Raw genomic sequence first — 15,301 nt, 5'->3', positions numbered from 1 at the left:
TTTAATTATGAATAACGTACATTCTTGCTTCATATGGACGTAATTCGCTCTCCGAGAGTTCACCTGTATAGTTAGCTATCAAAAGCTGATGGGTCCCTGTCAATTGCTCCTGAAGCGGGAGTTCAGTCGTATATCCCTGGAAATTGCATAACACAAGAATTGTAGTACCATTCAGCGTTCGGGTGTATGCAAACACGTCTGGGTTCTCTGGAAAGATCAGCTTATAATCACCATATACGATGACTTCATGATCTTTTCGTAATTGAATTAACTTCCGGTAATAATGGAATATGGATTCAGGGTCATTCAAACTTTCCTCTGCATGGATATACGTATAATTTGGATTTACCTTAATCCAAGGTTCCCCTCGTGTAAAACCAGCGTTATCGGAAGTATCCCATTGCATAGGTGTGCGTGCATTATCACGTCCCTTGGCGTAGATCGACTCCATCACGCTTTGTTCAGGATAACCTTTCCCCATTCTTTCCTTATAAAAGTTGAGCAATTCAATATCCCGATAATCCTCGATCGAATATTGAACATTCGTCATCCCCAGCTCTTCACCTTGATATATGTAAGGCGTACCTTGCATGCCATGAAGAAGGGTCGCCAACATTTTAGCCGATTCAACTCTGAATTCTCCATCATTTCCCCAACGTGACACGATACGTGGCAAATCGTGGTTGTTCCAGAATAGACTGTTCCAGGCATCACCCTTAAGCTCCGTTTGCCACTTGGACAGCACTTTTTTTAATGCCATCACATCCAAAGGTTTAAGATCCCACTTTCCTTTGCCATCTTGTTCATCCAAACTGATGTGTTCAAATTGAAAGACCATTGAAAACTCACTGCCGTCTGGATTGCTGTACAGTTTGGCGATTTCCGGAGTGGCGCCCCATGTTTCTCCAACCGTAAGCAGGTCTTCTGCTTTTTGAAACGTCTCCTTGCTCAGTTCCCTGATGTATTTATGCAGATTAGGTCCGTTTCCCGTAATCTTCAAATCCGGTTCTTTACCGATTAAGTCGATTACATCAAGTCGAAAACCACCCACACCCTTTTCGATCCACCAATTGATCATGTTGTATATTTCCTGCCGGACTTTGGGGTTTTCCCAGTTGAGATCTGGCTGTTTTACGGAAAATAGATGCAAATAATATTGCCCGATCTCAGGCACCCATTCCCAGGCTGAACCACCGAAGGTGGACCCCAAGTCGTTCGGAGGTGTTCCTTCCACGCCATCTCTCCAGACGTAGTAGTCATGGTACGGATTGTCTTTACCTTTTTTGGCTTCTTGGAACCAGGGGTGTTCATCCGAGGTATGGTTCAACACCAAGTCCATAATGATCCGAATGTCACGTTTCTTGGCTTCAAGAATTAACGTTTCCATATCTTCCAAAGACCCAAACATCGGATCGATGTCCTGATAATCTGAAATATCATATCCGTAATCATCTTGAGGGGACTTGCAGACAGGTGATAACCAGATCGCACCAATGCCGAGTTGCTGCAAATAATCCAATCGGGACACAATGCCCTCCAAGTCTCCGATTCCATCACCGTTTCGATCTTGAAAGCTGCGTGGGTATATTTGATATACAACGGTTTCTTTCCACCATTTTTTATTTTCCATGTTCCATTCAACCTTTCTAATGTTATTCTTTGACCGATCCTACAACAATGCCAGTCACAAAGTATTTTTGCAGCAAGGGATAAATCAGTAATAGCGGGATAACAGCAACTACGATTTTGGCTGCGTTCAGGTTTTTGTTCGAAATTTCAGTCAGGTTGCTGAGTTCGCTGGAATTCGTGCCGGCTTGAAGCAAATCGGCAATATTCACATTAAGGGACTGAATATAGGTCATTAGCGGGTAATTGCTGACTTTGGTCATATAGATCAAACCACTGAAGAAGTCATTCCATGTACCCACGATACTGAATAAGGCAACTGTCGCCAGCGCAGGAATGGACACAGGGACATACACTTTGAACAAGACCTGAAGCGGATTCGCCCCATCGATGAATGCTGCCTCTTCAAGCGCTTTAGGTACAGCGGAGAAGAAATTCATCACGAGGATGACACTGAATATGGGGACAGCGCCTGGCAGAACGAGTGCCCATATCGTATTCAGCATGTCCAGGTTTTTGATCAGCAGGTAACTCGGAATCATGCCTCCGCTGAACAACATGGCAAAAATCATGATATTCATATAAATGTTTCTGCCTTTAAAATCTCTTTTTGATTTGGATAGCGGATAAGCCATCAAAATAATCAAAATCATGTTAAGCACAAGGGTGAGCGCGACACGCAAAACAGATATGCCAAAGGAACGCCAGAACTGTGCATCATCAATAATTTTGGTATAAGCCGCTGTTGTAAAATTGACCGGAACGAGACCTACAGCATTCGCGGATACCGCCTCGCTGCTGCTGAATGAAATGGCGACGATATTCCATAACGGAAGAAGGCAGACCAATGCCAGCATGATGACGATGGCATAGATGACAAACCGGCCAATTCGATCTTTGAAGTTTGAAGAATAGGACACAGGTTTGGCCTCCTTAGAATATTTTTCGATCCGTATATTTTTTGGCCAACTGGTTGGCAGACAAGAGCAACACAATGCCGATTACGGACTTGAACAAACCAACAGCTGTACCGAAGCTATACTGTCGTCCAACGAGACCGATCCGATAAACATAGGTATCCAGAATGTCGCCTGACTCGTAGACAACCGGGTTATACAGATTATAGACTTGGTCGAAACCGGCGCTCAAAATGTTGGTCAGACTCATTACGCCCATGAGCAGAATAATAGGTAGCATGCCTGGCAATGTAATATGCCACACTTTTCTCCACCAACTGGCTCCATCCATTCCTGCCGCTTCATACAGACCGGGATCAATCGATGTGATCGCAGCCAGATAAACGATGGAACTGTAACCAAACTCTTTCCATACGTCTGTACCGATAATCAGTGGCTGGAACCAGGTGTTGCTGCCAAGGAAATTAATATTTTCAAGGCCAAAGAACGCCAATATTTGATTCACAATGCCATCCAGACTGAACATGTTGACAACAACGGATGCCAGTACAACCCAGGATAGAAAGTGTGGCAGATAAACAATCGTCTGCACGGATTTTTTAACGTATTTGATACGAATTTCATTTAATAAAACGGAAAAAATGATGGCCATCATCGTTCCAAGAAGAATCTTGCCAATCGCAATCACCAACGTATTGCTGACGACCTGCGCGATATCCGGCAGCTTGAACATATACATAAAATGCTTCAAGCCTACAAATTCAGAGCCGAACATGCCCTTGGCCGGTATATAGTCCTGAAACGCTGTAATGATACCGACCATTGGAACATAGCTGAATACAAGCAAAAACAAAATGCCCGGAATCATCATCATATGGTACATGGCACCTGGGCCGAGCCGCCCTCGCGCTTTCAAATTCCCCTGTTTCATGGATGAACCCCTTTCGTTGAAGAAAGGCTGCGTATCGCAGCCCTTCCACTGTTCATGGATATTATTGTTTCGATGCGATCTCGTCTTCAATTTCCTGAATGACTTGATCACCACCCTGTTTTTTCCAGTTGCTCACGAATGTATCGAAGTAATCGAGCGGTTCTGAACCCGTTATGATTTTGATAAACGATTCCTGTTCCAACTTCGTCAGATTGGCCCACGTCTGTTTCATGCTTGGTGTAGTGCCAGAGAAAGCAGGTGTCATCCATACAAATTTGCTTTCTTGTGTCAGTTTGTCGATTAGTCCCACTCCGTTGATCCGCGAATGATATTTTGACCAAGCAGTCACATCATCCGTATCCATGTCACTCAAATAGGTTTTGATGCTTCCAATGTTGTTCTTCGATTCGGTTGTTCGAACCTCATCCAGGGGAATTTCTCCTTTGATTCCGCGAACCACATCAGAGTAATCATCCAGCAGCGATGTAGCCGAATTGACTTCGATATTAAAAGGTCTCGTGGAACCGTCTACCCCAGTCTCCTGATACTTGGCAGCTTCCGGCATGGTTGTTGCAACATCTTTATCATTGGCCAGTTTATCGTAGAACAGGTTTACAATCTTAACGGCCAGTTCAGGGTGTTCATATCCTTTTCTCACCACGATAAACTGATTGGATGGGTTGGCATGCGCCACGTTGACCTTGCCGTTTGCATCCTCTAACGTATAAGCTGAGAATTTCGCATTTTTATCCATCTGCTTCGCACTAATCAGTCCCCAGTCAGGGATATGCCACGGTCCAAAGGCGATGCCGCTTTGCCCATTGGCGTAGAGTGCAGTAATATCATCAAACGTGCGGGTTCCAAATTGCGGGTCCATGATGCCATTCTTGAACCAATCCGCCATGGTACCCAGCATTTTCTTTGTTTCTTCTGTTGTGGAACCGTACACGATTTTGCCGTCTTCACCATTCATCCAATATTGCGGGTAGGCTCCCTCGGTTGAGGCCACACCCAGCATCGTATAAGCAGAGCCATTATAATCTGTTGTATTCATCGTGTTCACAAATGGAATGCCTACCGGGTTTCCGGATTGGCCAGGATCTCTTTTCAGGAATTCCAGCGCTGTTTGCTCCACTTCATTCAGTGAAATGGCGCCATCTCCGTCTGCATCAAGTTGAATCCCCAGCAGATCCAACCAATCTTGACGGACCCAAACCATCGTTGGTGCGGAATCCAGGGAAGTCGCCGGAAGGCCCATCAAACGTCCATCGATTGTTGCATTGTCTAATGCCCGTCCATCATAGGAATCGTACATCTGCTTGATGTTATCTGTGGCATATTGATCGTAAATGGACGTCAGATCCTCAATCAGGTCATTATCCACCAATTCTTTCAGTTCGTCTTTGGAATCGACGCGCATCATGTCAGGCAATTCCCCGGATGCGATGGCGAGTGAAACTTGACGGCTATAATCTTCGCCATTGGCTTCAAATTGATCTGTAATCTTGGCGTTAAACGTGTCTTTGACCAGCCGGGTATACGCATTATTCTCATAGGTATCTCCAGCCGGCAGTTTTGGGTTGGCTGTGGTTACTCGTCCCATGGTTACGGTGATTTCGTCTTTATAGGCACTGAACGGATCTCCCGGCGTCACCTCATATTTGCCTGCTTCCTCTGCAGTAGGAGGATTGGAAGAGTCTCCACATGCCGCTAGGGCTGCAACCATCAAGGCAGACATGGACAGCACAGCGAGACGCTTCGTCAACCGGTTGCTTTTCATAGACCATTTTGTTCTCATCTAGTTCGATTCCCCTTTATTCTGATGTTCAATATATTTGTTTGCGCTTTCATTATAAAATGAAGTGGAGGCTAATCGAGATAGGGATAACACGTCCGTTTGGATAGAGAAATGGTTACAGTTTTCAGTCTGTATTAATAAGTATGGTTAACTTGTGATCATTTACCCTACCTACTGACCAACATTTGTCTATCTACCCCTATTCTCGATCAAAAACAAAAGCCGGCAGCTCCTAAACAGGAAACTGTCGGCTATTTATTTCCTCTACCTAGCTGCCGATATTCGCTTGGCAGAAGACCTGTCAGTTCGCGGAAAATCCGGCTGAAATATTTTTCATCCGTATAACCCACTCGCTCCGCAATCCAGAAAATCGTATTATTCGTATTGAGCAAGTACTCTTTGGATTTCTCTACCCGGATGAATCGGGAGTACTCATTAAAGGTTTTCCCCATTAGATCTTTGAAACATTGACTGAAATAACTTCGGCTGATGTTGAGTTGTTGGGAGAGACCTGAAGCTGTATAGGCCTGCTCCAAATCATGCTGCATGATCATCACCGCTTTTTTCACGGCATCGATGATTTCCTGTGAATACGAAGTCTGTTCATCTGCCTTTCGAATGCTTGCAGCAATCTGTTTGATCCATTCTTCAACCTCGTACCAAGACTCGAAAGAATGGATCATCGAGATTCTTCCAAGCGTAGTTTGGGCAAAAATACGGTTCCACTCCATTACGATCGAGTACAGCAATCCCATCAACTGACCTTTATGTAATCGTAAGGATATAAACTGGTCAATAAGTTGATTGTAGTAACTGTCATGGTGGGTCCATGGTGTCTGGAACCAACTTTGCTTAATCCGATCAAGGTCCTCATCCTGCGGTTCTTTTGAACCTGTGTCTTCCTCATTCATCGAAACGGCAATGACTTGGTTATTGGGGTTGTACGCATAGAATAAAGTCGTCTCTGTATAATTCCTAATCCAGTTTTTGATTTGCGACCATGTTCGCTCTTGTATATCAGACAAAACCAACAACGTACTATGGTGAACTTGATGCAGGCATTCCTTCAATTGCTGAATTAGTTGATCTTCTAGGGACGGGGGTGCAGCCCACATGCAGCTATTACGCTCAACCTCCCACCTTATCTCGTCTTCATGCGCAGTTAGCTCCATTGGCCACTTATGTTCTGATTTACGATCCTGTGAAACAAGTGCATACACATTTCGATAATGGAAATTGACTTCATTCTGCGAAGGCATCTTCCTTATCGTGCTTGTCAACCCGTTAATTCGGGTGTGTATCCGTTGCAGAACATGTTCGAATTGCTCTTTCTCCAGCTGCACTTTGGCTATATAATCGATGGCTCCGAGTCGTAGCGCTTCCTGGATATAATCGAAATCCTGATGTAGTGTTAACACAACGATATGAAGTTCGGGATAGAGCTGCCTCGCAGCTCGCATCAGTTCAATCCCTGACATGACGGGCATCGCAAGATCCGTTAGCATCAGATCGACCGGTTGGGTTTTTAGGAAATCCAGCGCTTTCGCCCCGTTGCTGGCCTCTCCTACAACCTCCATGTTGAACTCGTTCCATGGCATCGCAGAGCTAATGCCTTTGCGTACCAACTTATCATCATCTACAATCAATACCTTAATCATGCCGAGATATCTTCTCCTTTAATAGGCAATACGAGCAGTATGTTTGTCCCTGTTCCCAATTCACTCTCAATCACCAGTTGTGCTTGGTCCCCGTACTGTGCTTTCAACATGCGGTGAACGTAATTGAGTCCGATGCCCATCCCTACTTTTTGTTGTTCAGCTTCACGATTGTTCAGCAGATTATGAATGGTTTCCTCCGTCATACCTGCGCCATTATCTTGTATCATAATGTTCAACGTTGAAGTGCATGTCACTTCAATCTGAATAAAACCTTCGTCACTTAATCCATGATATAACGAATTTTCAACCAGCGGTTGCAGAATAAAACGGGGCACAGGAATCTGAAGCACTTGTTCATCTGCAGTAATACGGACGTCAAATTCAAAGTCATAGCGAATTTGCTGCAAAATCAGATACTGTCTTAACGCATCGATCTCCTCTTCCATGGTGGATACTTGCCCTAATTTGCCTAGATTGTAATAGAGCAGCTTGTTCAATGACTGCACCAGCTTGTCGATCTCCCCTTGTCCGTTCATGACCGCCAGCCAGTGCACCGTATCCAGCGTATTCATCAGAAAGTGCGGATTAATCTGATAAAGCAGTTTTTCCACTTCCAGGTCTGCACGTATCTTCTCTTTCTGCTGAACTTCCTTGAAGAGGTCACCAATCTGATGCTGCATATTCGAAAATTCACCCAACAGAAAATCAAATTCGGGAATCTGAGTGCGAGCTCGGCTCCCTTTTGTTTGTGGATTCTTGGACATTCCATTGATCTCCGAATGGAACAGACCGAGAGGTTTGTAGACCATCTTCCACAGGAGCCAAGCAAGAAAAACGGTAAAGCCGAGGAAAAATAAAGCGACCAGCAAAATTTGAAGCAACCACTGGTTTTTCTCCTGTTGATATTGAGACTGTGAAATGACCGATACGACACTCCAGTTCTGTGAGGAATCCTCTTTGAACCAGTGATACCCGCGGGATATTCCGTCCTTGGCAGGATCGGCCGTTAAGCTGGTGAAATTCTCCCCTACCTTCATGGCTTCCGGTATTTCGCTGTACACAATGTTGCCTTCACCATCCAGGATGAGATGAGATAATGCGCCGTTGTATTGATTGTAGCCCAAGATATCTTGAGTGAGGCGAAAGCCTGATTCTACGTAAATGAACACGTCGTTCCTCTCGGATAGTTGCACTTTGCGCATAGCAGACAGAACGAGTTGATCATCAAATCGGTTCATACTCATATGGGGGCCATAGTACTTAATGCCATAGGTTTGGAAGAGCACAGGCAGAGACTCAGGAGAGAAACGATCCTTAATCGGAAAGTTGCCGAACTGCGTAGTACCTTCTTTTTGAAAGTAATACAGGGTCAATCCGATATTAGGATTGGTGAAGGTGACAACACTTAACTCGTTCTTTAATTCGTCCCTAGCTTCAATCAGTTCGAAGATATCGGAGGACGGATTCAAGAATTCATCCATTCTTTTGCCTAAAGTACCCCTGTAAGATAATTGTTGCGTCACATGATTCAGATTGGTGATGGAATTCTCCAATGAGGATGTCGCCTGCTGTAAATTGCTACGGATACCATCATCGATCTTATTTGCGAAAATGGAGTCGATCGTATAATAAGAAATCGCAAATATACTGATAAAGGGGATAAACGCACTGAGAAAGAACAGTAAAAAGATTCTTTTTTTAAGTGTCATGGGGACCTATTCTCCTTCTGAAAATGAAACAGCAAGCCTCCTGCGTATGGAAGCTTGCTCTGAATATACATTCAAGCGGACACGCTGTCAGTATCCTGTCCAAGTCCAATTTCCTTTCATCATTATAGATTGATATTCAAATAAGTCAAACGCTTTCATACTGTGGGTATATAAAAAGTGCTACTCCTCAAAATGATGAGGAATAGCACTTTTATATGCGGATCTTACTTCAGTTGTAATCACTTCTTGTTCATGGAATGCTCAACATTTCAGTCTACTCTCGTACCGTCACATTTAATTTGTGTGATCTGGTTTCCCCTGAGGAATTGCGAAGTACCGCTTCATACTCGTAGATTCCAGGTGCCCTTCCAGAGATTGCGGTAACTGCAGACTGTGCACTAGGCGTATTGGATTGAAGCGATTGTGTGTCGATCAATACACCATTTTCGTAAAGTTCGTATTCGGTTGCGTTTATTCCCCACCATAGATTCATCGTGACATTAAAGTTGCCGTCACCGTCCCAGTTGTCATTCGACAGAACCGCTTGCCCTGGGGAAGCATCTGTGACGATGACTGTCAGTGGAACACTCATGGTTGAACCCAGTGCATTGATCAATTCTCCAGTATAGATATAGGTGCCATTTTTCTGTCCAGTAATATCCACTTGAACAGACTGGGCGGATGGGGATTGATCGACCAGAGAAATATCCTTAATCAATTCACCATTCTCATACAGCTTGAACTGATTGCCGTTATTCCCCCACCACAGATTCATCGTGATTGTATAGTCTCCGTCTTTGAGCCCCGTATCGTAACCATTATTATCAGATAACACCGGAGTGCCAGGGGCACCGTTTGCAAGTGGCGTTGTCTGATGGAGCCATTCCTCCCACTTAATCAGAACACTTGCCTGCTCATCCGTAAATACGGTGCCTCTAGCTGCTTGAACGTCATTACCGTAGGATGCAAGCAATTGACGCGCTTTTGCTCCTTCATGATCGTTTGCTGCCTGTTTGGCCTGCTGTAACGTGTTTGTGAGTTGATTAGCAAGAACACCAGCACTAGGATCGATCGATTCATCAGCAAAGGCGTTGGTCAGATTAATCAGGCTGTCGAATGTAGCAATAACGCCAAAACGATATTCTACCGTCTGTTCCCAGCCAGCCAAATCGGAGACCGTTGCCGTAACCTGGTTCAGACCGGGTTCCAATGTATACGCATAAGTGTCGAGAAGCACACCCTCCGGTGCTTCCACACCGGATACCGAATCGGAAGCTGTATATCCAATTTCCACATGCTGATCAATGGTGTACTCGGTTTGACCATGAATTTCAATGGTTGGAGGTACGAGATCAATGGATATGGACAAAGACTGTTCACTCTCTTTGTTACCGTCAACATCGACACTCCAGTAGGTGATGGTATGTGTACCTTCTTCAGTTAGGGTCAACTGTGTGCCACTCACCGTTTCACCACCATTGATTTGATAATAGGTCCCTTCGATTTCGGAATCTTCATCGCTTGCTGTAAAGGTTACTTGTGCCGGAGAAGTATACCAGCCGTTCTGCAATTCTCCTTCCACAGTTGCCGTAGTATGCGGCGCTTCCTGCTCCGGAGTTTCCCCTTCCAACGTAACCAAATCTGATAGCGGAATATTCAATTCCTTCACAAGGCGTGCCACGAGTTCAGATACCTTGATTGCACCGTTCATTTGCAAATGTGTATTGTCCTCGGTTGAGCCTACCCACATGAATATCGATTTGGTTCCTTCTGTGCCAAGCTCCTGGAAATGCTCCCAACTGGCTTGGTTCAGATCAATGATGAGCGTCTCCGTTTCCTGCGCCGTTTCTTTCATCGCCTGTACGTATTCCGGGAAGCTTTTGTTCAGCACTTCTCCGGTAAAGTCACGGCGGTTCACTGGCGTGACCAGAACTGGAATCGCCCCTCTCTGCAGAGCACCGTTAATGTATTCTTTCAGATATACCTTAAACTGCTCTGGTGTAAGATAACGCTCTGGACGGGACGGCGTGGAATCATTATGAGACCACTGCATGAACAGATAATCGCCTTCTTGAATGTCGAGTAAAATATCGTTGAGATATCCACCGACAAGGAAGGTTTTGCTGCTCAAACCTCCAACTGCCCGGTTATCAATACTGACTTCATTCGGATCAAAATATCCACCCAACGTTTCTCCCCAGCCCGCTTGCGGACGATAGTTTTCCGCGTAATTGGCTACAGTGGAATCGCTGGCCAAATAAATAACAGGTTTATCGCTTGCACTGTGATCTGGCAGACGCTCCAGCTTCAACGCATTGATCTTTGGTGCATTTCCGGTGAAGTTGAAGTTAAAGACCCCATCGATCAGGGCAATGTCATACGTGATTTCTTTGAATTCGCCCTTGGCAATGCTTGTAAGCGGCAGCTTTGTCATCTGCTCTGCAACGACATTTGCGCTGGTCAATTCCCCTGCATCCCCGATGGTCATTGTTACCCGGTAATTCGCCGGCTCCATTTCCACCAGGAAAGAGGTACCGTTTACTCGTGTGAAATCCTCTTTGAGAGAGTCTCCGGTTTCCCGGTTCTCATCTTTGGTCAGCGCTGTATCGGCAAAACCGTACCCGTTGCCTTCAATGTAAGCTCTTTTCGCACCTACCTTGATGTATCCATCGGCTGCGCTGCCAGAACCAAAGTCAAATTTGTAATCGCTTATCTCTTCGCTCGGTTCACTTGTTAATGACTCCTTCGCAACAGTTAACATGTTAAACGCATGGTCAACTTGAGCCTGCGTGGCTTCCGTATTGAATATAGCTTCCGCAGCTGCCAAAGCCCGGTTCACTACGGCCTTCGATGCATCTGTATAATCCGACAGATTCAGTGCTTTGATCTCATCGTACAGGGCGATTAAGGCTGTCTGATCGCCGCCCTCCGAAGTGAGCTGAGTGCCTTCAATTCGCACGTTGTCGATCTGGGTAGTCCAGTTCAACGTGCCTCCACCACCTTTTCTCGTTCCCAGGAATCGCATGGATCTGACGTTGTCCGCATATGCGCTGGAACTCAGCGAGATATCAGCAATCGTTTGTGTAACTGTCGGATCGGCCAGATTCGTTAATGTCAGATCCAGTGTTTTCTCGGCAAAATTAACGGTTGCATCCACATTGACCCACTGGTTCTTGGTAATATCTGTAGCCGTTCCCCCTTCTGGTATGGCTGTATCCCCTGTGCCATAGTCCGGATTATATGCACCGACAAAATAATGAATTTTGGTGCTTCCGGTTTTGGTATACAGCGTGAACAGGGCATTTTCGTTAGAATCCTGAATCGTGAGATGACCTTCTGATGGATAGGCACTCACATTACCGGATTGCCAGTCAAAGTTCACGTTCACCTGATCGCCGTTTACGGCATCAAACAGACGGAATACTTTGGCCCGATTGCCTGAACCTGACCCCGCGACGGACAGGACCTTATTTCCGGACTGTTCAACAACGGTCCCCGTCATGGTTCCTCCAATACCCGTGGCATTGACCATCGCATACTGGTAACCGGCAGCGTCGCCTTCAAAATCCTCCTCATATAGTTGGATTTCCGGCTCTGGCTCGGGTTCGGAAATATCCGGGTCGATGACCAGCGGCGAAATGTTCAGCTCCATGTCTTTGACCGCACCAGCAACGAGTCCGGCAATTTTCTGTGCACCATAGCTGCTGAAATGCGTATTATCGTTGATCCCATTCGGGTATTTCGGATATTCACCCGGATTAGCATAGAGGAACACTTTCTCCGTAGCTGTATTACCAATTTTGTCGTAGTACGCAATACTCAACTTGCTGAGATCAATCAGCGGCACGTCCTGCTCCTCCGCCACTTCTTTGGCAGCCTGAACGTATGCCGGGAAGCTGACGTTGAATTCTTGAGTCACCGTGTTGAAATCTCTGCGTCCAACCGGAGTGAGCAATACCGGTGTAGCGCCGCGCTGTTTGGCACCGTTTACATAACGAGCTAAGTAGATCTTATAATCCTCAGGGGATGCATACCGGTCCGGTATTCCTGCACTCGCGTCGTTATGACCAAAGGAAATGAAGAAGAAGTCTCCCGGCTTAATTCGCTGCAGGATGGTATCCAGACGACCATCTACCATAAACGATTTGCTGCTTCGACCGCCGATCGCATCGTTCACGACGACTGCCCCATTGGAGAAATACCGTCCGAACTGCTGGCCCCATCCTTCTTGAGGAGCCTGCGCTTCACTGTACGATTGCATGGTTGAATCACCAGCCATATAGATCGTTGTTGCCGCACCAGCCGCTTTCTCTGGATACTTCTCGATGATGACATCTTGAATGTCTATGGCTGTCCCTGTGAAGAGAAGATCGAGCTGTCCATCCACTAATGCAACATCATAGGAATACTCCAGCGGTGCTCCTGCTGTCACATTGGTTACGGCGAGCTTCTGAACGAATTCAGATTTGACTCCAACGTTCGAGTCATTTGCATCATTGCCCAATCGCAGCGTCACCTTATAGTTCGCATTTGGCAGGTCAACGGCAAATGTCGTGCCTGTCGCGACCGAAACCTGGTTTGCCCCTACCGTAACACCATTTGTATCCTTGAAGCCGTATCCCGGATCTTGTGCGTAGAGCGTATCCTGTATGTTCGTACTTCCCGACGCAGTCTCTGTACCGAAATTAAAGCGGTAGACCGGCTCCAGCATTTCAGCTTCACGAGTCAGCGCCAGATCGGCTTTAGGGAATGCTGTAGCTTCCGCTCCAAGATAAAAGCCGGTATGAGGCGGCTGGTTGTAGGATACATTTTGCCAGGCTACGCCAAGTCGATACACAGGGTCCTGCATCAGCGTAGGGATGCGGTAGTCTGAAGGAATGGTCGTCGTGTAGAGACGATACTCCGAACTATCTTCGCTCCGCAGCAGAAGCTCCTCACGCCAGTCGCCCAGAATGTCCGCCTGGAGTGCCGGATTGCCTTTGGTATGGTTGTTCGTTAATGTACCGGTTGCCCGGAAGATTTCATTCAGCTTTTTGTTTTGGTAATCCCACTTGTAGATGAGCGGAATTCCTTTGGCTGTGCTATTATCCCACTCATGGTCCAACAGCTCCCGCTGAAGATCTCCATCCCACCAGATGGCGAAATTGGCGGTTTTGGGCCCTTCGTCCACAGTGTAGATAGCCTCTCCGGCTGCTGAATAGGTATTGGTTACAGGTACACTTTGCCCATTGGTAACGGTCGTGGCCCATGATTCGTAACCCGGATAGTTCGGATCAATGTCCGCCGACATCCCGCGGCCGGTGTCAAAACCTGTTTTCTCACCCCAGAGGATTTCACCTGTTGCCGCATCGCGCATCTCCAGCCCGTATGCCGCATCGGAATGCTCGTGCACACTTACGACCTGATAGCCCTCCCGGTTCGGATCGAGCTGGCCGGCGTGCATGGCGTCACCGTGCCCGAGTCCGGTGCTGTACATCAAGCTGCCGTCATCGTCAATGGCCAAGGCGCCAAACATAATTTCGTCCTTGCCGTCCTTGTCAACATCCAGCACACTTAGATTGTGGTTGCCCTGTGATTGATATTGTGATCCTGCTTCATTCGTGTCGAACGTCCAGCGCTTGACGAGTTCCCCGCCAACATAATCATAAGCAACAAGCACTGTGCGGGTATAATAACCCCGGCTCATCACGACACTTGGCTTCGTACCGTCCAGATAAGCGATGCCGCCAAGGAAACGGTCTACACGGTTGCCATAGCCGTCACCCCAATCACTGACGTTGCCTCTTGGCGGATCATAATTCACGGTGGATAGAGCCGCGCCAGTCTCACCGTTAAACAGCGTGAGATATTCTGGACCTGAAAGTATGTATCCGCCGTCGTTGCGATAATCCTTCGTGCCGTCACCAATGACCGTGCCTTGGCCGTCCTTTGTGCCGTCCGCCGTCTTGACAACAACCTCAGCCTTTCCATTGCCATCGAGGTCATACACCATTAACTGCGTATAATGCGCTCCGGCGCGGATGTTGACTCCCAGGTCAATCCTCCACAGCTTTGTGCCATCCAGCTTGATGGCATCGATATAGACATTCCCCGTATAACCGGCCTGCGAATTGTCCTTGGAATTGCTTGGACTCCACAGGAAGACAATTTCATACTCGCCATCCCCGTCCAAGTCAGCTACGGAAGCATCTCCAGCATAATAGGAGTACGTTCCGCCATCCTTAGTCCGACCATCGGCCGGTTTATCGAGCGGAATAGGCAGATAATCGTTATGCCAGACTGATACAACCTCTGGTTGCATTTGCTCTTTGCCTGCAATAACGGTGGAGATCTGATATTGCGAGCTGTCGAAACCAGTGGTGTCCACGTAGTTTGTCACATCGCTTATGGGTGATGTGTTCACTTTGGTTCCATTTTTATATATATTGAAAGCGATATCATCTGGATCGTTGTTTAAATACCTCCAGCTAATAAAAACGCCGTTGTCTACAAGAACCGCAACCAACCCCCGGTTAAGATACTCTCCTTGGCGACCCGGCAGGCTGCTTGATGACTCTGCATGTATCGGCGCCGGAGGAACAGCCAGTGAAATAACCATAAGGAGTGCTAAAAAAGAGACCAACATCGATTTCTGGATGGAAACAGTTCTTCGGATCATTCGA

At 46.6% G+C, this 15,301-nt stretch carries 7 protein-coding genes; all 7 read right to left on the bottom strand.

Annotated elements, in window-relative coordinates; all coding sequences use genetic code 11:
• Window position 1 precedes the first annotated feature (1 nt).
• Window positions 2–1,630 carry a glycoside hydrolase family 13 protein gene (locus AC4E8D_RS16520; protein ID WP_490204961.1) on the bottom strand — a complete coding sequence of 543 codons (1,629 nt, stop codon included), beginning with the start codon at window positions 1,628–1,630 and terminating at the stop codon, window positions 2–4.
• A 22-nt stretch (window positions 1,631–1,652) separates the two neighbouring features.
• Window positions 1,653–2,546 (bottom strand): carbohydrate ABC transporter permease, encoded by an 894-nt coding sequence (locus AC4E8D_RS16515; RefSeq protein ID WP_490204960.1) that lies wholly within the window; start codon window positions 2,544–2,546, stop codon window positions 1,653–1,655.
• A gap of 13 nt (window positions 2,547–2,559) precedes the next feature.
• Window positions 2,560–3,474, bottom strand: coding sequence for an ABC transporter permease (locus AC4E8D_RS16510; protein ID WP_490204959.1), 915 nt, complete (start codon window positions 3,472–3,474; stop codon window positions 2,560–2,562).
• Window positions 3,475–3,535: 61 nt separating this feature from the next.
• Window positions 3,536–5,272, bottom strand: a complete 1,737-nt coding sequence (locus tag AC4E8D_RS16505) for a type 2 periplasmic-binding domain-containing protein (protein ID WP_490204958.1) — start codon at window positions 5,270–5,272, stop codon at window positions 3,536–3,538.
• Between the two features lie 251 nt (window positions 5,273–5,523).
• Window positions 5,524–6,930, bottom strand: a complete 1,407-nt coding sequence (locus AC4E8D_RS16500; RefSeq protein ID WP_490204957.1) for a response regulator transcription factor — start codon at window positions 6,928–6,930, stop codon at window positions 5,524–5,526.
• Window positions 6,927–8,639 (bottom strand): sensor histidine kinase, encoded by a 1,713-nt coding sequence (locus AC4E8D_RS16495; RefSeq protein ID WP_221821314.1) that lies wholly within the window; start codon window positions 8,637–8,639, stop codon window positions 6,927–6,929. Before AC4E8D_RS16495 ends, AC4E8D_RS16500 begins: the two co-directional genes overlap by 4 nt.
• 274 nt (window positions 8,640–8,913) lie before the next feature.
• Window positions 8,914–15,297 carry a rhamnogalacturonan lyase family protein gene (locus AC4E8D_RS16490; RefSeq protein WP_221821312.1) on the bottom strand — a complete coding sequence of 2,128 codons (6,384 nt, stop codon included), beginning with the start codon at window positions 15,295–15,297 and terminating at the stop codon, window positions 8,914–8,916.
• Between the last annotated feature and the right edge of the window lie 4 nt (window positions 15,298–15,301).

The organism is Paenibacillus sp. SRL342, assembly GCF_984798905.1.
Note: the sequence above shows the minus strand (reverse complement) of the source record. Positions and strands in the feature narration are given on the sequence as shown.